We start from the raw sequence: 19750 nt of genomic DNA, 5'->3' as shown, positions 1-19750 counted from the left end.
CTCCGTAAGGAGTCCGACGATGAACCCCGAGGCTGTCACCGACACCACAACCGGCCGTGTGTACAACGGCATGCCCGCCCGGGAGCTGGGCACCGAGGGCTGGCACAAGCCCTGGAGCGGACAGAACGGGGGCGCCTGCCTGGAGGCGAAGAAGCTTCCCGACGGGCACGTCGCCCTGCGCCAGTCCACGGACCCGGAGGGGCCCGCCCTGCTCTACACCCCGGAAGAGATCAACGCGTTCATCCAGGGGGCGAAGGCGGGCGCGGCCGACTTCCTCACCAGCTGAGACGGCCTGAGGGTGAGCGCGCCGTCCCGCCCCGGAACCCCGCGGACGGCGCGCCCTCCCCTGCCGCCAGGGCCTGCCTCCCGGATCTCCTGGGACCCGCGGGGTGCCGGACGACAGGCCTTGCCCTGGAGCGCACTCCAATTCGTAGCGTTCCGTCCATGACCACACCTCAGCAGAGCATCGGCTCGGGCTTCGGAGCCCGCAGCACCGCCGCGGACGTCCTGCGGGGCCTCGACCTGACCGGATCGCTGGCCGTCGTCACCGGCGGCTACTCGGGGCTGGGCCTGGAGACGACACGTGCGCTGGCCGGGGCGGGGGCCCGCGTCGTCGTGCCGGCGAGACGGCCCGAGGCGGCGGCGAAGTCCGTCGGGGGCATCGACGGGGTGGAGGTCGACACGCTCGACCTCGCCGACCTCGGCTCCGTGCGTGCCTTCGCGGACCGCTTCCTGGAGACCGGCCGCACCATCGACATCATGATCGACAGCGCGGCTGTGATGGCCTGCCCCGAGACCCGGGTGGGCCCCGGCTGGGAGGCCCAGTTCGCGGTCAACCACCTGGGGCACTACGCGCTCGTCAACAGGCTGCGTCCGGCCCTCGAACCGGGCGGCGCCCGGGTCGTCTCGGTCTCCTCGGCGGGGCACCGGCACTCGCCCGTCCGCTGGGACGACGTCCACTTCGAGAAGGGCTACGACAAGTGGAAGGCGTACGGGCAGGCCAAGACCGCCAACGCGCTGTTCGCCGTCCGGCTCGACGCGATCGGCCGTGACCTGGGCGTACGGGCCTTCTCTCTCCATCCCGGCGGCATCCTCACGCCCCTGCAGCGCCATCTGCCCGTCGAGGAGATGGTCGCCGCGGGGTGGATCGACGAGTCGGGGACTCCGGTGAACCCGTCCTTCAAGACGCCGGAGCAGGGCGCGGCGACCCAGGTGTGGGCCGCGACGTCTCCCCTGCTGGACGGCGAAGGAGGCGTCTACTGCGAGGACTGCGACATCGCCGGACTCGCCTCCGAAGACCCCTCGGCCCCCGGTGGCGTGCAGGGCTACGCCGTCGACCCGGAAAAGGCCGCCCGGCTGTGGGAGCTCTCCGCGGAGCTGACCGGGCTCGACGCGTTCGGCGGCTGAGCGGAGGGGCGGGCGGTACGTGTCATTACCCGCACCGCCGCGCGAGCGGCTGCCCACCTCAACTCCCTCACCTGCTCGGTGAGTTCAGGCGCAACGGGGTTCCGGCGGCCTCGGCCCGCCGCACGCCCGGCGCGCCGGCCGGGAATGCCGGGGCGGGCGCGACTGCGGGGAGACGGGCCCGGACCGCCGCAGAGGAAGAGGACGGTCGACGGGGCCGACGTCCGCGGAGCGGGACAGGCGACTGCCGGCATCGGCGTCTGGCGCCCTGTCACCTGACGGAGCAATAGCTCGGAGCATCCGGCAGCGGTGAACTGCTGTGCCGTGCCAGGCCGTTGCCGTCTCCAATGGGCGCACCACGGGAGGCGGAGCCCGGTTCGCTCTGCTACAGGTGATTCGTGGCCTGTTCCCGCTTTCAGAATCCGAGAAAGTCGCGACGCATCCCCTCCTTGGGGTTGTCGCGTTCATGGCGGACTGCTTTTACTGGCCGGGCGCGGAACCCGATTTCAGCCCGTGCGGGGACGGGCGCGACTGCCCGTCCCCGCACGGGTCCCCCCACCCGTCGGTGACGGAACTCCGAGCGAGCGAGCCGCCGTTGCCACTCCCGAAGGAGATCGAGATGGCTTCACAGCCAGGTTTCGACCGCCGCTCGCTGCTGCGCGGTGGCGCGGCCGCGACCGCCGCGGGCGCCATCGGCCTCAGCGCCGCCGGCACCGCACACGCCGCCGGGCCGGCCGCGGCCCGCGGCTCGCGGAGTGCGGCACGCGCCGAGGTGGCCGAGCCCCGCATCTACAGCACGGAGGAGTGGGGGGCGCGTGCGCCGTCCAGCGCGATCGTCGTCGAGGACCACCGTCCGACGTTCATCGTCGTCCACCACACCGCCGAGCCCGGCAACAGCGAGGACTACTCGCTGGAGCACGCGAAGAAGATCTGCCGGGACATCCAGAACTTCCACATGGACGGCAACGGCTGGGCCGACAGCGGCCAGCAGTTCACCAACAGCCGCGGCGGCTTCCGCCTCGAGGGCCGCCACCGGAGCCTCGAAGTGGTCCGCGGGGGCACCCAGCACGTGCAGGGCGCCAACGTCGGCAGCCACAACAGCGAGGTCATCGGGATCGAGAACGAGGGCCTCTACACCGATGTGGACGTGCCGCAGGCCCTGTGGGACTCCCTCGTGCAGCTCGTCGCCTGGATCGCCGCGCAGTACGGGACGGATCTCGCCAACATCAAGGGGCACCGCGACTTCAACTCCACCGAATGCCCCGGCGAGGTCCTCTACGGGCGCCTGCAGGAGCTGCGGGACGCCGTCGGCAACGCCCTCGGCGTCTCCTCCCCCGTCGACCGGCTCCTCAACTGGCCCTTGCTGAAGCCCGGTTCGGTGGGCCCGCAGGTACGCGCAGCCCAGCACCTGCTGCGCGCCAAGGGCCACTCGGTTCCTGTCGACGGGATCTTCGGGACGGCCACGAAGCGCGCCGTGGCGGAGCTGGCGGACACGCACAACATCGACCGGCACACCTGCTCGGCGATGCACCACAGCAAGGTCGACGAGACGGGCTTCCTCGGCTCCGACATCTGGCCGCTGCTCACCCCGGGCGACCGCCGCAGGCCCGAGGGCGGCGAGATCGAGGAGGCCGTCGGAACGCTGCTGCGCAGCAAGCGCGGCAAGGCGCCCGACGTCGGCGAGCTCACGGAGACCGCCTGGAAGCGGCTGCTGAACTGATGCGGCAGCCGTGATCCGGTGACCGCGGCCGGGCCCTGGGCCGGGCCGCGGTCAGCCGGAAGCGGGGTGCACGCGGACGCGGACGCCCGCTCCGGGCGGGCCCGGGAGCCTGCCAGGGGCGGCTGCGGACGCGGTGGTCCGCCTGTCGACCGCCGCGGGCCGCACCGCGTCCGCCGCACCCGGCGGATCCCGGGGTGCCGGACCGGTACACGGGCGACGGACCGAGGGGAAGCCCCAGAGCCGTCTGCGATGCTGGCCGGGTGCCGCTCACGCCCCACGACCCGCACTCCGCGCCGGAGCCACGGCCCATAACGGCCGATCCTCCGCACCGCACGGCCCGGCCGCTGCTGACCCAGTCGTGGCTCGACCTGGCCTTCGTGCACTGGGCGGCCGATCCCGCGGACGTGGCGCCGCTGCTGCCCGGGGGCACGTTCCCCGACGTCCTGGACGGCAGGACGTACGTCGGCCTCGTCGCCTTCCGCATGCACCGGGTGGGGTGGTTCCGGCTGCCGGGCATCCCCTACCTGGGCAGCTTCCCCGAGACGAACGTGCGGCTGTACTCCGTCGACGGGCACGGGCGCCGCGGCGTCGTCTTCCGCTCACTCGACGCCTCGCGCCTGATCCCGGTGACGGTGGCGCTCACCCTCTTCCGCATGCCCTACCGCTGGTCGCGGATGTCGGTGCGGCACTGTGACGGCCACGTCTCCTACGCCAGCAGCCGGCGGTGGCCCGGGCCCCGGGGTGCGCGGTGCCGGATGTCCGTGCGGATAGGCGAGCGCATCTCGCGGCCCACCGAGCTGGAGCACTTCCTCACGGCCCGCTGGGGCATGCACAACACGTTCTTCGGACGGCCGGTGTACCTGCCCAACGACCATCCCCGCTGGCCGCTGCACAGGGCCGAACTGACCGAGTGCGACGAGGACTTGCTGACGGCGGCCGGGCTGCCGTCGCCGTCCGGGGAGCCGGTGAGCGTGCTGTACTCGCCCGGCGTCCCGGTGCGCTTCTCCCGCCCCTCGCGACCGGCGGGCGTGCCGACTCCCTGACCCTCGGGTGTGCCGGCTCCCCGGCGGCTCCCTGACCTCCGCCGCGAAGACACCGCGGCCGCGGGCCGGAGGACCGCCGGCGGTCCGCGGCGAGGGCTCGTGCTCCCGGAGGCGGGCCGCACGGAGCGGCCTTATCGTCGAGGCATGCGAGCCGGTGAACCGCACTACGACATCGTCCTCAAGCCGCAGACCGCCGACGCCGAGGGGCACCCGGTGCACGGCCCCGTCCTGCGGGTCATGAGCGTGCGGGCGACGGGAGCCCTGGGCGAGACCGGCTATCCGCGCTATGCGGGAGAGGGCGTCGAAGCCGACATCGACCCGCGTACCCGGACCGTCGAGGCCGTGACCGTCGACGGCGAGGAACTCCCCTACGGCTGGGTCGCCCTGATCGCGGAAGAGCACGACTTGGAGGGTGAGAACGAGGAGGAGGGCGAGGGCGAGGCCAGAAGCGCCTGACGCCCGTACGCCTCATCCGCACCCCCGTCAGCCGGCCCCTTCAGCCGGGCCCCTCGTCGCCGCCCCGTCAGCCGCACCCTCAGCCGGCCTTGTCCGCTCGGATCCTGACCTGCTCCGCGAGCCTGTCGAGACTCTCGTCCAGCGCCGCGGTGATGCGGTCGTCCGGCGGGGCGTCCCCTTCGTCGAAGAACGAGAGATGGACGGTGACGGAGCTGGCGCCGCCGCCGATGCCCTCCACCTGCAGCCATCCCGCGTAGCGCCCGTCCTCTCTGGTGCCCCACTCCAGGCGCAGCTGGTCGCGCCGGGCGCGCAGCAGCGCGGCTTCGTCCCGTCCGGTGTCGTCGTCGTGGACGGTGACGGCCGGCATCTCCTCGGGATGGACGTGCAGCTCCCTCGGCAGCCACGTGTCGATCTGGCCGACGTCGCAGGCCTGGTCGAAGACCTCCTCCGGCGGGGCGGCGACCGTGCGGGCACGTTCGTGTTCGCTCATCGGGCCCGCGTGCCCCGGCGCCGCGCGGCGAAACGGGCGGAAGGCGCGATGCCCCGGGAGGGCGTCGCCCGCCTGCCCGCCCGGCGCCGGGCCGTCTCCGCACCGGACCGTCTCAAGTCCGCACCCCCGCCTGGGCGATCTCGGCGATACGCTGCGCCGCGTCCGCGCGGAAGATCGCCTTCCCGCACGAGACGCGCTTGTCCCGTACGGGTCCCGGGCGCAGCACCCTCCCGAGCGCGTCCGACAACTGCCCGTCGTCGAGGGTGAGTTCGGAGACGCCCGCGTCGGCCATCGCCCGTACGCCCTGGATCCCGTGCCCGGGCAGCGGCCGGTGGCCGATCACGGGCAGGCCCGCCGCCAGCGCCTGGACCGCTGTCTGGCCGGCGGCGTTGTCGACGAGGGCGCCGGCCGCCTGCATCAGCCCGGCCATGTCGGAGACCCAGCCCAGCGCCAGCACTCCGGGCAGCCGTTCCGCCCGCCGGCGCAAGCGCTCGTCACGGCCGCACAGCAGGACGGGGAGGACGGCGGGCCCGTCGGCACTTCCTGCCAACTTCCCTACCGTGCCGAGCAGTTCATCCCCCACACCCCAGGCTCCCGCCGAGACGAGCACGACGTCGCGTCCCCGCGCCGCCGCTCCGAGCTCGTCACGCCACGCCTGGCCCCCGGCGGCGGGCCGCCCCTCCCCCGGCGTTGCCCCCTCGTTCGCGCGCAGGAACGCGGCCGGGACCACCGGCCCCGTGGCCTCGGCCGCCCTGCCGGTGATCGCGCCGACCGTGCGGGCCGCCGCCTCTGTCACGCACAGGTGCGCGTCGTTGCCCGGGTGGAGCCAGCCGCGGTGCACCCCGAAGTCGATGACGCTCACCACGCTCGGCACGCGCAGCGCTCCCCGCTCCCGCAGTCGCCCCGTCACCTGCGCGGAGAGGTGGAAGGTCGAAACGACCGCGTGCGGCTGCCAGTTGGCGACGATCCTCATCAGCGGCCGTTCCGCGAGCACCGCCAGCGGAGCGCTCCCCGGCCGTGCCGCTGCCGGGCCGTCTGCCTTGCGCTCCGGCTCCGGATCGAGGAAGCCCCGGTAGACGGCCCCGTACAGCGCCGGTACCCGCCGCACCGTGCCCCGGTAGGCGGCCCGCAGGGCCGCGCCCACCCCCGAGGGGAGCAGCGCGAGCACATCCTCGGTCCGCACCTGGTGGCCGCGCGCCCGCAGCCGGCCGGCGAGCTCTCCCGCGACCGCGTCGTGGCCGGCGCCCATGCTGGCGCTGAGCAGCAGGAACCGTTGGCGCATAAGGCTCCAGAAGTCGGATGGTTCAGCGCCGGACCGCGGCCCGTACGCCCGTTCCGAGTGGCTGTGTGCCGCGGTACGGCACCGGCGAACCGGGCCCGTTCGAGTGATCGCAGCCGCCTGCGGGGCGGCCCGCGCAGAGGCGGCGCCGGACGATAGCCAGCATGCTGAAGGTCCTGCTCCTGATCACCCGGAGGGTGTCATGTACGACAGTTCTGGGCGGCAAGTGCGGAACGGAGCGCAGAGACCGGTCGCGCTGATCACCGGTGCCTCCTCGGGCATCGGCACGGCCGTCGCCGAACAGCTCGCCTCGGAGGGCAGCTGGCGCCTGCTGCTGAACGGGCGGGACGAGGAGCGGCTCTCGGACGTCGCGGTCCGAACCCGCGGCACCGCACTGCCCGCCGACATCACCGACCCCCAGTCCCGCGCCCGGCTGGCCCGTGAGGCGCTGGCGCACGGCGGGCGCGTCGACGCGCTCGTCGCCGGGGCGGGCATCGGCTGGGCGGGCCCGTTCACGAAGATGCCCGCCGAGTCGATCGACCGACTGCTGGAGGTCAACCTCACCGCGGTGATCCATCTTGTGCGGCTCGTCCTGCCCGGCATGATCGCCCGCCGCAGGGGCAGCGTGGTGCTGCTCGGCTCCGTGGCCGGCTCCGTCGGCGTGCGCGACGAGGCGGTGTACGCGGCCACGAAGGGCGGGCTGATCGCCTTCGCGGACAGCCTCCGCTACGAGCTGGCCGCGTCCGGCGTGCGGGTGTCCGTCGTGATGCCGGGCGCCGTGGACACCCCCTTCTTCAGCCGCCGCGGCGTCCCGTACGGGCGCACCCGGCCCCGGCCCGTGCCCGCCGGGCAGGTCGCGGCCGTGGTGCGCAGGGCGCTGGTCACGGGGCGCTCCGATTCGTACGTGCCGGGCTGGCTGAGCATGCCCGCCCGCCTGCACGGGGTGGCCCCGGGGCTCTTCCGCAGCCTCGCCCAGCGCTTCGGCTAGGAGTCAATACGACGTGTTGCTGCTGATCGTCTCTGTCGTGCTGGCGCTGATGGCAGCGCTGGCCAACGCCGCTGCGTCGGTGCTGCAGCGGCGTGCCGCCGCGACGGAAAAGGCCGTGTCCACCGGCAGGCGGTTCTCGTGGCTCACCCACCTCCTGCACCGCCCGGTGTGGATGTGGGGATCCGCGATGCTGGGGCTCTCGGGCATCTGCCAGGCCGGTGCGCTGGCTACGGGGCCCCTGGCCGTCGTCCAGCCCGTCATGGCCACGGAGCTGCTCTTCACCCTGGTGGTGGGCAGCGTCTTCTTCCACCGGCGGCCGGACACCCGGGCGTGGTGGGCGTTCCTCTCCATGGTCCTCGGGCTGGCGGCGTTCCTGGTGCTCGTCCATCCGACGGCCGGTACGACCCGTGTTCCGGTGGGCCGATGGCTGGCGGCCGGAGCGGGGCTGCTCACCGTCGTGATCATCCTGCTGGTGGTCGCCGCCCGTCTGCCGTCGGCGCCGCGCGCCACCGTGCTGGGAGCGGCCACGGCCATCGGGTTCTCCGGCACGGCCGCCCTGATGAAGGACGCCATCGCCCGCCTTTCCGACGGGATCGTCGCGCTGCTGACGGCGTGGCAGACGTACGGCGTCGCCGTCCTCGGCCTGGCCAGCTTCCTGCTGCTGCAGGTGACGCTGCGCGCCGGAACCCTGGTGGCCTCCCAGCCCGCGCTCACCCTGGGGGACTCGCTGACGAGCGTCGTGCTGGGCGCGGTGCTCTTCGACGAGAAGCTGACCCTCGGATGGTTCATCCTGCCGGAGCTCGCCGCCATCGCCCTGGTCGGTGCGGGAAGCGTGCAGCTGGCCCGTACCCCCGAGGTCTCCGGAAAGGGACAGGAGGGGGTGTGGTGACGCCGTCCGCGAACCGCCGGAGGGGGAACCAGGCGGGCCGGGGCCGGGCGGCCGTGCTGGGCGGCGCCGGAGCCGCCGCGGCCGCGCTGGCCACCGCCGCCTGGCATATCGGCCCCGCCGCGACCTGGCTGCCCGGCCTGCGCCGCGTCATCAGCCCCGCGCTGGACGGCCGCGGCGACCCCGGCCACGTCGCCCTCACCTTCGACGACGGGCCCGACCCGCGCACCACCCCCCACTTCCTGCGGGAACTGGACCGGCTCGGCGCGCGGGCCACCTTCTTCGTCCTCGGCAGCCAGCTCGAACGCCACCCGGAACTCGGCCGGCGCATCGTCGAGGGAGGTCACGAACTGGCCGTGCACGGATGGCTGCACGAGAAGTTCTGGCGCCCCCGGCCCCTCGCGGACCGGCGGGACCTCGCACGGACGGTCGACGCCGTGGAGCGGACGTCGGGGCGGCGTCCCCGCTGGTACCGGCCGCCGTACGGCGTGCTCACCGCGACCCGCCTCAGGGCGGCCCGGTCGCTGGGGCTCCAGCCCGTGCTGTGGACGGCCTGGGGCCGCGACTGGACCTCGCAGGCGGACGCCGAGAGCGTGCTGCGCGAGCTGGACCGGCGGCTGTGCGGCGGGGCCACCGTCCTGCTCCACGACACCGACCGGTCCAGCGTCCCGGGCGCCTGGCACTCGGCGCTGGACGCCCTGCCGCGCCTGGTGATGCGCTGCCGTGCCGACGGGCTGCGCGTCGGCACCCTCGCGGAACACGGAGTACGGGGCGGCCGGAGCGGAGCGGCGAGCACGTCCTGAGCGCCGCGCCCCGCCCCGGGCCCCGCGAGACCCGCCGCCCGCCCTCCCGCACCGGTCCAGCGGCAGCGGCGGTTCAGCAGATGCGCGGCAGCTGCTCGCCCACGGGAAGGTCGACCACCCGCGTACCGCCCAGGCCCGTACGGGCGACGACCATGCCGGGATGCGTCTCGACGCACTCGCCGATCACCGCTGACTCCCTCCCCAGCGGATGCTCCCGCATGGCCTGCAGCACCGCGTCGGCGTCCGCCCGGGGGACGAAGGCGACGAGCTTGCCCTCGTTCGCCACGTACATGGGGTCCAGGCCGAGCATCGCGCACGCGTTGGCGACGGGGGCCGGTACCGGCACCGCGTGCTCCTGGATGACGACTCCCACCGTCGCGGCCACCGCGATCTCGTTCAGCGCGGCCGCGAGACCGCCCCTCGTCGGATCGCGCAGCACGTGGAGGTCCGGTGTGACGGCCAGCATCGTCTCGACGAGTCCGCCCAGCGCGGCGCAGTCGCTCTCGACCTCGACGCCGAATTCGAGACCGTCCCGCACGCTCATCACCGCGACCCCGTGCACGCCGATCGCGCCGCTGACGATGATCACGTCGCCGGGTTCCGCGCGCTGGGGGCGGATGTCGACCCCGTCCGGAACCAGCCCGATCCCGGCGGTGTTGAGGTAGACGCCGTCGCCGCGGCCCGCCTCCACCACCTTGGTGTCGCCGGTGGCGATCTCCACGCCCGCGCTGCGCGCCGCGGCGCCCAGGGCCTCGGCGACACGGGAGACCAGCGGCACCTCGACACCCTCCTCCAGGATGAAGCCGCAGGAGAGGTACGCGGCGCGGGCGCCGCTCATGGCGAGGTCGTTGACCGTCCCGTTCACGGCGAGGTCGCCGATGCTGCCGCCGGGGAAGAACAGCGGCCGCACGACGAACGAGTCCGTGGAGAAGGCGAGCCGCGCCCCTCCCAGCGTGAACGCCGCCGAGTCGCCGAGCCCTGCGAGCAGATCTCCCCCGAAGGCGGGGGCGAAGATGTGCTGGACGAGTTCGGAGGAGAGCGCTCCGCCGCCTCCGTGGCCCATGACGACGCGCGGCTGGTCCCGCAGCGGAGCGGGGCAGGTCACGCCGGCGAAGTCGGGCGCCGCGGGCATCGGCCCGGCGATGTCGGTGATCTCAGACAACGGGGCTCCCCTCCAGCGGTGCCGGCTCGGACGTGCTGCCCGCACTCCCGGACGTGCGGGCGGCCATGGTCGCGGTGCCGCTTGGGATGACGGCCCCGCTGGTGGTGCCGAGCCTGCGGTAGAGGTAGTACGCGGCGCAGGCGCCCTCGCTGGAGACCATCGTCGCGCCGAGCGGCGTACGGGGAGTGCACGTCGTCCCGAACGCCTCGCACTCGTGGGGCTTGATCAGGCCCTGGAGGACCTCGCCGCTGCGGCACTCGACGGGCTCTCGCGTGTCGATGCCCGTGACGGAGAAGCGGTGCTCGGCGTCGAACTCCCGGTAGCGCTCGGCGAGTCGCCAGCCGCTGCCGGGGATGACCCCGATCCCCCGCCACGCCCTGTCGGTCACCTCGAAGATGTCGGCGAGCATGGCCTTCGCCGCGGGGTTGCCCTCCGGGGGCACGACGCGCGCGTAGGCGTTGTCGACGGTGTGCTCGCCGCGCTCGAGCTGCCGGACCGCGCGACGCACGCCCTCCAGGACGTCCAGCGGCTCGAACCCCGTCACCACGATCGGCACCCTGAACCTCTCGGCCAGCGGCGGGTATTCGCCGGTCCCCATCACGCTGCACACGTGACCGGCGGCGAGGAAGCCCTGCACCCGGCACGACTCGGACTGCATGATCGCCTCGATGGCCGGAGGCACCCGCACGTGGCTGACGAGCAGGCTGAAGTTCCCGATCCCCAGCTTCTTCGCCTGGTGCACGGTCATGGCGTTGGGCGGCGCCGTCGTCTCGAACCCGATGCCGAAGAAGACCACTTGGCGCTCCGGGTGCTGCTGGGCGATGCGCAGGGCGTCCAGCGGCGAGTAGACGACACGCACATCGCCGCCCTCGCTCCGCACCTGGAAGAGGTCCCGGCCGGTCCCGGGCACCCGCAGCATGTCGCCGTAGCTGCAGAAGATCACGTCCTTGCGGGACGCGATCTCCAGCGCCTTGTCGATGACCTCCAGCGGCGTGACGCACACGGGGCATCCCGGGCCGTGGATCAACTCGATCCCGTCGGGGAGCAGTTGGTCGATGCCGTGCCGGATGATGGAGTGCGTCTGCCCGCCGCACACCTCCATCAGCGCCCAGGGCCTCGTGACGATCGCATGGATGTCGTCCAGCAGCCTGCGGGCGAGTTCCGGGTCCTGGAACTCGTCGATGTACTTCACTTCGTAGCCTCCCGTGCAGCCAGCTCCCACGGGTCGCCGAACTCCTCTTCCAGCAACCCGAGTTCTTCGAACAGCGCGAGCGTCTGCCGCGCCGAGTCCTCGTCCAGCCGCTGCAGCGCGAAACCGACGTGGACGATGGTGTATTCACCGACCCGCAGGTCGGGCAGGTATTCGCAGCACACTTCCTTGGCCACTCCGCCGAAGTCGACGGTGGCCATGCGGGTTCCGTCCCGCTCCTCGATGTCCAGCACCTTGCCGGGTACCGCCAGGCACATGGTCTGCTCCTCGCTCTGCGTCGTCTCAGGGGATGGCCGTGGTACGGCCGGACTCCGGCTCGCTCTCCCCGCGCTCCCGCGGCCGTCCGGAGAGCAGGCCGGGAACGGCCGGATCCGTACCGTCCGTGCGGTCCCGCCGGGCCGCGATCATCAACTGGCCCAGGGCGAGGCCGCCGTCGTTGGGCGGGACGAGCCGGTGCCGCAGCACGGTGAACCCGTCGTCGCCGAGGGCGCGGGCGCAGGCGCCGGAGAGCAGGGAGTTGGCGAAGACGCCGCCGCTGAGCGCGACCGTCCCGAGACCGTGCCGTTCGCGGGCGGCGCCGCAGACCCGCCGCACGAGGTCCGCCACCGCGCGGTGGAAGCGTGCGGCGATCAACTCGGCGGGCACGCCGTCCCGGACGTCGGCGCTGATCCTCGCGAGCATCGGCGACGGGTCGCCGGCCAGGGAGCCGCGTGCGGTGGGGCACATAGCGAACTCGTAACCGTGGGCGTCCTGTTCGTCGTGGCAGCCGGCCGCCGCCGCTTCCAGCTCCATGGCCGCCTGGGCCTCGTACCCCGCGTGGTGGCACACCCCGGACAGCGAGGCGACGGCGTCGAAGAGCCGCCCCATGCTGGTGGTCGGCACGCACCCGAGGCTCCGCTCCAACTGGACGGCCAGCGCCCTGCGTTCAGGCTCGGGGCAGGCCACGGTGCACGGCAGCGCGGGCGACCATTCGATGCCCGCCGCTCGCAGGTGGGCGAGTGCCATCCGGTAGGGGCGCCGTACGGCGGCGTCACCCCCGGGGAGCTGGACCGGGCTGAGGTGCGCGAAGCGCCGGTAGCCGTCGTAGTCGGCGAGGAGGAACTCGCCGCCCCACACGGCGCCGTCGTCGCCGTAACCCGTCCCGTCGAAGGCGACGCCGATCACCTGCCGTCCGCCGTCCAGGCCGTGTTCGGCCATCACGGAGGCGATGTGGGCGTGGTGGTGCTGGACGCGCCGCAGCGGCCTGTCGCCGGCGTTCCGCAGCGCCCACCCCACGGAGCGGTATCCGGGATGCCTGTCCGCGGCGAGGACCCGGGGGCGCACTCCGGTGATCTGCTCCATCTGGCGTTCGGCCCTTCCGAACGCGGTGAGCGTGGCCAGGTCGTCCATGTCGCCGACGTGCGCGGACAGCCAGGCATGGTGGCCCTCGCCGACGCAGAACGTGTTCTTCAGGTCGCCGCCGACTGCCAGCGCGGCGGTGACGGGACGGGGCAGGTTCACGGGGAAGGGCGCGTAGCCGCGGGACCGCCGTACGGGCAGCTGTTCGCCGTTCGCCACCCGCACGACCGAGTCGTCGCACGGCACATGGATCGGGCGGTCGTGCAGGAGCCAGGCGTCGGCGAGCGGAGCGAGCCTCGTGAGGGCCTCGTCGTCGTCGGTGACGATGGGCTCGCCGCCCAGATTGCCGCTCGTCATCACCAGCAGCCGTGGCCCGGGCGAATCCCCCGGCAGCCCGAACAGCAGGTGGTGCAGGGGGGTGTACGGCAGCATCACCCCCAAGTCAGCGCTGTGCGGGGCCACTTCGGCAGCGACCGTCAGCTCGGGATTCCGCAGCTCGACGCCCGTGCGCCTGCGCAGCAGCACGATGGGACGCCGGCCGCCGGTCAGCAGATCCCGTGCCACGGCGTCGAGATGGACGAGGCGCCCCGCGTCCTCGATGTCCCGGCACATCAGCGCGAACGGCTTGTCGCCGCGCGCCTTGCGCTGCCGCAGCAGCCGTACGGCCGAGCTGTTCGACGCGTCGCACGCCAGGTGGTATCCGCCCAGCCCCTTCACCGCGACGACGGCACCGGCGGCGAGCAACTGCCGTGCCGCGGCGACCGGTTCGGCGTTCCGTGGCGGAGGGTCCGCGGCCGCGCCGCCGGGTGCGTGCAGCCGCAGCCGGGGACCGCAGTCGTGGCAGGAGACGGGCTGCGCGTGGAAGCGCCGGTCGCCCGGGTCGCCGTACTCCTTCTCGCAGGCGGGGCACATCGGGAAGCGGGCCATCGTGGTGTGCCCGCGGTCGTACGGGAGCCCCGTCACGATGGTGAAGCGCGGACCGCAGTGCGTGCACGTGATGAAGGGGTGCCGGTAGCGCCTGTCCGCGGGATCGCGCAGCTCGGCGAGGCAGTCCGCACAGGTCGCCGTGTCGGGGGCGACGAGCGTACGGGCCGTGGCGTTGCCGGTACGGGACGGGGCGATGGTGAAGCCGCTGGTACCGGCGGCGGGCAGCGGCTCGTGGGTCACGGACTGCACCACGGCCAGGGACGGGGCGTCGGAGCTGATCCGTCCGCAGAAGGCGGTGAGCGCCCCCGGGTCTCCCTCGACCTCGGCGACGACGCCGTCTCCCGTGTTGGTCACGTGCCCGGAGAGGCCGAGCTCGCCGGCGAGCGCGTAGACGAACGGCCGGAAGCCCACGCCCTGTACGACTCCGCGCACGGTGACCCTGCGGCGCTGAGCCTCTGCGGTGGCGACGGCCGTGCTCTGCTGCCCGCTCACGGGTGGCTGCGGACAGGCACGTCGGACAGGTGAGCCTGCACCGGTGCGCTGCCGGACGCACCCGCGGCCCCGTAGGGCAGCGTCACCGAAGGAGCGTGTGCGTGCGTGTGCCCGTGCACATGAGCGTCCGCACCGGGACCGCCGGTGCGTGCCATCACCGGCCGGTGCGTCTCCGCCCCCGCCGCCACGGCCTCGGCCCGCTCCAGCAGCAGACCCACCCCCCGGTCGCGGCGTGCCGAGGTGCAGACCACCTCGACGCCGGGGTTGACCTGCCGCACGTTGGCGCGGAACTCCTCCTCGTCGAAGCCGACGGCGTCGGCGATGTCGTCCTTCGTCACGATCACCAGCTGCGCAAGCCCGAACGCCGTCGGGTACTTCAGCGGCTTGTCCTCCCCCTCGGTGACGGAGGCGAGCACCACCCTCAGCGACTCCCCGAGGTCGTACGTGGCCGGGCAGACGAGGTTCCCCACGTTCTCCACGAACAGCAGCCGCACGCCGTCCGGCAGCCAGCCCTCCAGGTGCCCGCGGAGCATGTCCGCCTCGAGATGGCACAGCCCGTCGGTGAGGACCTGCTTGACGGGTACGCCCGCCCGGGACAGGCGCTGCGCGTCGTGCTCCGTGGCGAGGTCGGCCGTCAGCGCGGCGACGGGCACTCCGCGGGCCGCCGCCAGCGTCAACTCCGCTTCCAGCAGTGCCGTCTTGCCGCTGCCGGGGCTGGAGAGAAGGTTGACCACCACGGTCCCCCGTGCGGTCAGCTCTTCACGTAGCGCCCGGGCGCGCTCGTCGTTCTTGGCGAGCACCGCCTGCTGCAGATCGACGACACGGCACATGTTCTTCAGCTCTCCTCGTTTGCCGGTACGGATTCGGGACGGGCGTCGGCGCGGGGCTCGTCCCCGGACCACCGGACGCCGACGATCTGCAGCTCGCGCCCCGAGACCAGCTCGGCCCGGCCGCCCTCGCACCGCGGACAGCACAGCTGCGGCGGCATCCCCGTCGCCCACTGCGCGCCGCAGGGCAGGCACCGGGCGCGGCCGGGTACGTGGTCGACGAGCAGTTCGGAGCCCTCCAGGGCGGTCCCCGTGCAGGCGAGCGAGAAGCAGAAGTGCAGCGAATCGGGTACCACGCCGGACAGCTCGCCCAGCTGCAACCGCACGGCGGAGACGGTGCCGGAGCCGACGTCGCCGGTTGCTTCCGTGACCTGCTCCACCATCGCCACGGCGATGGACATCTCATGCATCCGGGGTCCCTCCGCTCGCGGTTCATTACAGAGCGGGCCCCTGCGGGCGCTTCCCTGACACGCCGCCCCCCGGGGCAAGGTGATCCGTTCGGCTCACCGCCCCCGGCGCGGTGCCGTTGTGGCTTGTGATCCGATATGTCAGATTTATCGGCAATGCTCTGACAGCTGTCTCCGCCGGTCGGCGACCGGCCGTGGAAGGGACCGTTCGCATGGACGACGAGGCGTCAGCAAAGGGATTCGACGAGATCCATATCCTGTGGACCTCGGAAGGCATGAGCTGCGACGGCGACACGGTCTCTGTGACGGCCGCGTCCCTGCCGAGCCTCGAGGACGTACTGCTGGGGTCCGTGCCGGGCCTTCCCAAGGTGCATCTGCACAACAAGGTCCTCGCGTACGAGACCGGCGAGGACTTCGTCGAGGCCTTCCGCAAGGGGGCCCGGGGTGAGCTCGGCCCCTTCATCCTGGTCGTCGAGGGGTCCATCCCCAACGAGAACATCAACGGCGACGGCTACTGGACGTCCATGGGCAACGACCCGGACACCGGCGAACCGATCACCCTCAACACCTGGATCGACCGCCTCGCCCCGCACGCCTGGGCGGTCGTCGCCATCGGCACCTGCGCCACCTACGGCGGCATCCACGCCATGGCCGGCAACCCGACCGGGTGCATGGGCCTCGCGGACTACCTCGGCTGGGACTACCGCTCGGCCGGGGGCATGCCGATCGTCAACGTGCCGGGCTGCCCCGTCCAGCCCGACAACTTCACCGAGACGCTGCTCTGGGTGCTCCACCAGGCCGCCGGGCTCGCTCCGACCATCCCGCTCGACGAACAGCTCCGGCCGACATGGCTGTTCGGCAAGACGGTGCACGAGGGGTGCGACCGCGGCTCGTACTACGAGCAGGGCGACTTCGCCAAGGACTACAACTCCCCCAAGTGCCTCGTGAAGGTCGGCTGCTGGGGCCCGGTCGTCAACTGCAACGTCACCAAGCGCGGCTGGATGGACGGCATCGGGGGATGCCCCAACGTGGGCGGCATCTGCATCGGCTGCACGATGCCCGGCTTCCCCGACAAGTTCATGCCGTTCATGGACGAGCCGCCCGGCGGCACGCTCTCGTCGTCCCTGATGAGCCTCTACGGGCCGTTCATCCGCAGCATGCGCTCCATCACCAACCGGTCCGCCAACCGGGAACCGAAGTGGCGGCACAACGAACCCGCCCTCACCTCCGGCTACCAGCGCCGCTGGACCGGCCGCAACTGACACAAGCGAACTGCGAGAGGAACGACCAGTGGCGACCGCTCAGGACACTGCCAAGGCGTCCGGCCCGGACCAGCGCGAGCTGACCGAAGTGGCCTTCGACCCGATCACGCGGATCATCGGCAACCTCGGTATCTACACGAAGATCAACTTTCCCGGCCGTGAAGTCGTGGAGTGCCGCAGCACGTCGTCGATCTTCCGCGGATACAGCGTCTTCATGAAGGGCAAGGACCCTCGGGACTCGCACTTCATCACCAGCCGGATCTGCGGGATCTGCGGCGACAACCACGCCACCTGCTCCGTGTACGCCCAGAACATGGCGTACGGGGTGAAGCCGCCGCCGCTGGCCGACTGGATCATCAACCTCGGCGAGGCGGCCGAGTTCATGTTCGACCACACGATCTTCCAGGACAACATGGTCTTCGTCGACTACTGCGAACGCATGGTCAGGGAGACCAACCCCGAGGTGCTGGAGCGAGCGGAGCGCACTCCGGCACCCCGCGGCGAGCAGCACGGGCACCGCACGATCGCCGACATCATGCGGTCCTTCAACCCGTTCGAGGGCGAGACGTACAAGCAGGCGCTGGTGATGAGCCGGCTGACCCGCGAGATGTGCTGCCTGATGGAGGGCCGCCACGTCCATCCGTCGACGCTCTACCCGGGCGGCGTGGGGACGGTCGCCACTCCGCAGCTCTTCACCGATTACCTCGTACGCCTGATGCGCTGCATGGACTTCGTCAAGCGCGCGGTCGCCATGAACGACGACGTCTTCGACTTCTTCTACGAGGCGCTGCCCGGCTACGAGGAGGTGGGCCGCCGCCGCACCATGCTCGGGTGCTGGGGCTGCTTCCAGGACCCCGACGTCGTCGACTACGACTACCGGACGATGAACACGTGGGGGAACTCCATGTTCGTGACCCCCGGCATCGTCGTCGACAACGAGCTGGTCACCACCGACCTCGTCGACATCAACCTCGGCATGCGCATCCTGCTGGGCAGCAGCTACTACGAGGACTGGACGGGCGAGGAGACGTACGTCGAGAAGGACCCGCTGGGCAACCCCGTCGACAAGCGCCACCCGTGGAACCAGACCACGCTGCCCGCCCCCCAGAAGCGCGACCTGGACGGCGGCAACTACAGCTGGGTCGTCAGCCCCCGCTGGTACGACAAGCGCACGGGCGACCACCTGGCCCTCGACACGGGCGGCGGCCCCATCGCACGGCTGTGGGCGACGGCACTGGCCGGCAAGGTCAGCACCCCGTACGTGCGGTCGACCGGACGCAGCGTGCAGATCGACCTGCCGAAGACCCCGTCGACGCCCGAGACGCACCTGGAGTGGACGCCGCCGCCGTTCCCCAACACCCTGGAGCGCAACCGGGCCCGCATGTACTTCGTCGCCTACGCGGCCGGCATGGCCATGTACTTCGTGGAGCGGGCGCTGGCGGAGGTGCGGTCGGGGCACACCAAGGTCTTCGAGGACTTCAAGGTGCCCGAGGAGGCCATCGGCGTCGGCTTCCACGAGGCTGTGCGCGGCGTGCTCTCCCACCATCTCGTCATCCGCGACCGCAAGATCGCCAACTACCACCCGTACCCGCCGACCCCGTGGAACGCCAGCCCGCGCGACCACTACGGCACGCCCGGACCGTACGAGGACGCCGTGCAGGGCATGCCGATCTTCGAGGAGAACAGCCCCGAGAACTTCAAGGGCATCGACATCATGCGCACGGTGCGCAGCTTCGACCCTTGCCTGCCGTGCGGCGTGCACATGTACCTCGGCGGCGGCAGGACGGTGCGCGAGCACCACTCCCCCACTTTCGGCGCGCTGGCGTAGGGCGCCGCGATGGTCTGGGAAGAGCGCGAAGCACGCGAACACGTCGCCCGTACCGAGAAGTTGCTGTCCGCCCTCGGCGGGATCGCCGACGCCGGCGCCCGCGAGCAGGCACTCGACGCGCTGCACGCACTGGCGGAGCTGTACGGCGAGTGCCTGGCCAGGGTGATGCGCTGCGCGGACGAGAAGACCACCGATGCCGTCGCGGCGGACGAGCTGGTGAGCCATCTGCTCCTCGTGCACGACCTGCACCCCGAACCTGCCGGGGAGCGCGTACGCCGCGCCCTCGACGGCATGCCGGGGGTGACCGTACTGGCGGTGGAGGAGCCGGCGGTCCGCGTCGCCCTGCGCCCCCAGGGCTGCGGCGCCCCCTCCGGTGAGCAGCTCGCGGATGCCGTGCGGGAGGCGGTGGCCTGGGCGGCGCCCGAGTTCGAGCGGGTGGAGACGGAGAAGGCCGGCGGGGACGCCGAGACCCTGATCCCGGTGGACTCCCTCTTCCGCGGGCCGGTGCAGCCGGCCGGGAACCGGTGAGCCGGGTGGACCAGGTCAGCCGGGCGGACGAGGCGGGGCGGGAGACCGCGCCCGTCGCTGGGGATGCCGCGAGCCCGCGCGGCCTGCGGGAGCTGCTGCGCAGACCGCGAGCCGGTTCGCGCGCGGTGCCCGAGCGGTGCGACCTGTGCTCCGAGCCGCTGCCCGAGGGCCACCGCCACATGCTGGACGTGACGCAGGACGCCGTGCTGTGCGCGTGCCGGGCCTGTGCGCTGCTGTTCGACCAGAGCGCCGCCGGCGGGAGGCACTACCGGCTCCTGCCCGGGCGGCGGACCGCACTGAGCGGCCTGCGCTTCGACGACGCGCTGTGGGCGGCCCTGGGCGTGCCCGTCGGGCTCGCGTTCTTCGTACGCGACGGCGCGTCCGGCGAGGTGAGCGTCGGGTATCCGAGTCCGCTCGGCGCGACGCGGGCCGCGGTGGACCCGCAGGTCTGGGAGGAGGTCGTGCGGGGGTACCCGGGCCTGGTGGATCTGACGGACGACGTGGAGGCGCTGCTGGTGCACCGCTCCGGCACCGTCCAGGAGCACTGGATCGTGCCGCTGGACGACTGCTACCGGCTCGTCGCGCTGGTCCGCTCCCACTGGCGGGGACTGTCCGGCGGCTCCGAGGTGTGGGAGCACATCGGAGCCTTCTTCGCCGGGCTGCCCGAGAAGGACTGAAAACGCACAACCGAGGAGTTGGC

General features: G+C 72.6%; 20 protein-coding genes. 12 read left to right on the top strand and 8 right to left on the bottom strand.

The window, feature by feature from the left end; translation table 11 throughout:
- Positions 1–19: 19 nt before the first annotated feature.
- From IEY56_RS05850 to IEY56_RS05830, 5 genes are all read left to right on the top strand, one after another.
- Positions 20–286 (top strand): DUF397 domain-containing protein, encoded by a 267-nt coding sequence (locus IEY56_RS05850; protein WP_189035999.1) that lies wholly within the window; start codon positions 20–22, stop codon positions 284–286.
- A 158-nt stretch (positions 287–444) separates the two neighbouring features.
- Positions 445–1407, top strand: a complete 963-nt coding sequence (locus IEY56_RS05845; protein WP_189035998.1) for an SDR family NAD(P)-dependent oxidoreductase — start codon at positions 445–447, stop codon at positions 1405–1407.
- A gap of 616 nt (positions 1408–2023) precedes the next feature.
- Complete coding sequence (locus tag IEY56_RS05840; protein WP_189035997.1) at positions 2024–3124, top strand: peptidoglycan recognition protein family protein; 1101 nt, start codon at positions 2024–2026, stop codon at positions 3122–3124.
- A 260-nt stretch (positions 3125–3384) separates the two neighbouring features.
- On the top strand, positions 3385–4167 hold the full coding sequence (locus tag IEY56_RS05835) for a YqjF family protein (RefSeq protein WP_189035996.1): 783 nt from the start codon (positions 3385–3387) through the stop codon (positions 4165–4167).
- Between the two features lie 144 nt (positions 4168–4311).
- Positions 4312–4623 carry a hypothetical protein gene (locus IEY56_RS05830; RefSeq protein WP_229711644.1) on the top strand — a complete coding sequence of 104 codons (312 nt, stop codon included), beginning with the start codon at positions 4312–4314 and terminating at the stop codon, positions 4621–4623.
- A gap of 79 nt (positions 4624–4702) precedes the next feature.
- On the opposite strand, the gene IEY56_RS05825 is transcribed toward IEY56_RS05830, so the two are convergent.
- Together IEY56_RS05825 and IEY56_RS05820 are read right to left on the bottom strand one after the other, a co-directional pair.
- Positions 4703–5113, bottom strand: coding sequence for an SRPBCC family protein (locus tag IEY56_RS05825; protein ID WP_189035995.1), 411 nt, complete (start codon positions 5111–5113; stop codon positions 4703–4705).
- Positions 5114–5225: 112 nt separating this feature from the next.
- The gene (locus IEY56_RS05820; RefSeq protein ID WP_189035994.1) at positions 5226–6395 is read right to left on the bottom strand and encodes an MGDG synthase family glycosyltransferase; all 1170 of its coding nucleotides are present in this window, start codon (positions 6393–6395) and stop codon (positions 5226–5228) included.
- A 199-nt stretch (positions 6396–6594) separates the two neighbouring features.
- On the opposite strand from IEY56_RS05820, the gene IEY56_RS05815 reads away from it, so the two are divergent.
- From IEY56_RS05815 to IEY56_RS05805, 3 genes are read left to right on the top strand one after another with little or no spacing between them, the layout of a single operon-like run.
- On the top strand, positions 6595–7380 hold the full coding sequence (locus IEY56_RS05815; RefSeq protein WP_189035993.1) for an SDR family NAD(P)-dependent oxidoreductase: 786 nt from the start codon (positions 6595–6597) through the stop codon (positions 7378–7380).
- A 19-nt stretch (positions 7381–7399) separates the two neighbouring features.
- On the top strand, positions 7400–8269 hold the full coding sequence (locus tag IEY56_RS05810; protein WP_189036235.1) for a DMT family transporter: 870 nt from the start codon (positions 7400–7402) through the stop codon (positions 8267–8269).
- Positions 8270–8322: 53 nt separating this feature from the next.
- Positions 8323–9069, top strand: a complete 747-nt coding sequence (locus IEY56_RS05805) for a polysaccharide deacetylase family protein (protein WP_229711683.1) — start codon at positions 8323–8325, stop codon at positions 9067–9069.
- A gap of 73 nt (positions 9070–9142) precedes the next feature.
- On the opposite strand, the gene hypE is transcribed toward IEY56_RS05805, so the two are convergent.
- The 6 genes from hypE to IEY56_RS05775 are packed head-to-tail and all read right to left on the bottom strand — an operon-like array spanning position 9143 to position 15435.
- Positions 9143–10201 carry a hydrogenase expression/formation protein HypE gene (gene hypE, locus IEY56_RS05800; RefSeq protein ID WP_189036234.1) on the bottom strand — a complete coding sequence of 353 codons (1059 nt, stop codon included), beginning with the start codon at positions 10199–10201 and terminating at the stop codon, positions 9143–9145.
- A 22-nt stretch (positions 10202–10223) separates the two neighbouring features.
- The gene (gene hypD / locus IEY56_RS05795) at positions 10224–11423 is read right to left on the bottom strand and encodes a hydrogenase formation protein HypD (RefSeq protein WP_189035991.1); all 1200 of its coding nucleotides are present in this window, start codon (positions 11421–11423) and stop codon (positions 10224–10226) included.
- Complete coding sequence (locus IEY56_RS05790) at positions 11420–11698, bottom strand: HypC/HybG/HupF family hydrogenase formation chaperone (RefSeq protein WP_045866513.1); 279 nt, start codon at positions 11696–11698, stop codon at positions 11420–11422. The genes hypD and IEY56_RS05790 overlap by 4 nt, the downstream gene beginning before the upstream one ends.
- A 25-nt stretch (positions 11699–11723) precedes the next feature.
- Complete coding sequence (gene hypF, locus IEY56_RS05785) at positions 11724–14198, bottom strand: carbamoyltransferase HypF (RefSeq protein WP_189035990.1); 2475 nt, start codon at positions 14196–14198, stop codon at positions 11724–11726.
- Positions 14195–15028 (bottom strand): hydrogenase nickel incorporation protein HypB, encoded by an 834-nt coding sequence (gene hypB / locus IEY56_RS05780; protein WP_189035989.1) that lies wholly within the window; start codon positions 15026–15028, stop codon positions 14195–14197. The genes hypF and hypB overlap by 4 nt, the downstream gene beginning before the upstream one ends.
- Before the next feature lie 5 nt (positions 15029–15033).
- On the bottom strand, positions 15034–15435 hold the full coding sequence (locus tag IEY56_RS05775) for a hydrogenase maturation nickel metallochaperone HypA/HybF (RefSeq protein WP_189035988.1): 402 nt from the start codon (positions 15433–15435) through the stop codon (positions 15034–15036).
- Between the two features lie 209 nt (positions 15436–15644).
- On the opposite strand from IEY56_RS05775, the gene IEY56_RS05770 reads away from it, so the two are divergent.
- From IEY56_RS05770 to IEY56_RS05755, 4 genes are all read left to right on the top strand, one after another.
- Positions 15645–16694, top strand: a complete 1050-nt coding sequence (locus tag IEY56_RS05770) for an NADH-quinone oxidoreductase subunit B family protein (protein ID WP_045866515.1) — start codon at positions 15645–15647, stop codon at positions 16692–16694.
- Between the two features lie 88 nt (positions 16695–16782).
- Entirely contained in the window at positions 16783–18522 is a 1740-nt protein-coding gene (locus tag IEY56_RS05765; protein ID WP_373292043.1) for a nickel-dependent hydrogenase large subunit, read from the top strand.
- Positions 18523–18531: 9 nt separating this feature from the next.
- On the top strand, positions 18532–19050 hold the full coding sequence (locus tag IEY56_RS05760) for a NifU-related iron-sulfur-binding protein (RefSeq protein ID WP_189035986.1): 519 nt from the start codon (positions 18532–18534) through the stop codon (positions 19048–19050).
- A 5-nt stretch (positions 19051–19055) separates the two neighbouring features.
- Positions 19056–19727 carry a DUF5947 family protein gene (locus IEY56_RS05755; RefSeq protein ID WP_229711643.1) on the top strand — a complete coding sequence of 224 codons (672 nt, stop codon included), beginning with the start codon at positions 19056–19058 and terminating at the stop codon, positions 19725–19727.
- Positions 19728–19750 lie beyond the last annotated feature (23 nt).

Source organism: Streptomyces daqingensis, from assembly GCF_014645895.1.
Taxonomy (GTDB): domain Bacteria; phylum Actinomycetota; class Actinomycetes; order Streptomycetales; family Streptomycetaceae; genus Streptomyces; species Streptomyces daqingensis.
Note: the sequence above shows the minus strand (reverse complement) of the source record. Positions and strands in the feature narration are given on the sequence as shown.

Bases quoted from the DNA above. Each gene is read 5' to 3' on its own strand.
- hypE (WP_189036234.1), bottom strand. From the start codon at position 10,201: ATGCCCGCGGCGCCCGACTTCGCCGGCGTGACCTGCCCCGCTCCGCTG.
- IEY56_RS05840 (WP_189035997.1), top strand. From the start codon at position 2,024: ATGGCTTCACAGCCAGGTTTCGACCGCCGCTCGCTGCTGCGCGGTGGC.
- IEY56_RS05820 (WP_189035994.1), bottom strand. From the start codon at position 6,395: ATGCGCCAACGGTTCCTGCTGCTCAGCGCCAGCATGGGCGCCGGCCAC.
- hypB (WP_189035989.1), bottom strand. From the start codon at position 15,028: ATGTGCCGTGTCGTCGATCTGCAGCAGGCGGTGCTCGCCAAGAACGAC.
- IEY56_RS05760 (WP_189035986.1), top strand. From the start codon at position 18,532: ATGGTCTGGGAAGAGCGCGAAGCACGCGAACACGTCGCCCGTACCGAG.
- IEY56_RS05825 (WP_189035995.1), bottom strand. From the start codon at position 5,113: ATGAGCGAACACGAACGTGCCCGCACGGTCGCCGCCCCGCCGGAGGAG.
- IEY56_RS05850 (WP_189035999.1), top strand. From the start codon at position 20: ATGAACCCCGAGGCTGTCACCGACACCACAACCGGCCGTGTGTACAAC.
- IEY56_RS05830 (WP_229711644.1), top strand. From the start codon at position 4,312: ATGCGAGCCGGTGAACCGCACTACGACATCGTCCTCAAGCCGCAGACC.
- IEY56_RS05815 (WP_189035993.1), top strand. From the start codon at position 6,595: ATGTACGACAGTTCTGGGCGGCAAGTGCGGAACGGAGCGCAGAGACCG.
- IEY56_RS05845 (WP_189035998.1), top strand. From the start codon at position 445: ATGACCACACCTCAGCAGAGCATCGGCTCGGGCTTCGGAGCCCGCAGC.
- IEY56_RS05790 (WP_045866513.1), bottom strand. From the start codon at position 11,698: ATGTGCCTGGCGGTACCCGGCAAGGTGCTGGACATCGAGGAGCGGGAC.
- IEY56_RS05770 (WP_045866515.1), top strand. From the start codon at position 15,645: ATGGACGACGAGGCGTCAGCAAAGGGATTCGACGAGATCCATATCCTG.
- IEY56_RS05775 (WP_189035988.1), bottom strand. From the start codon at position 15,435: ATGCATGAGATGTCCATCGCCGTGGCGATGGTGGAGCAGGTCACGGAA.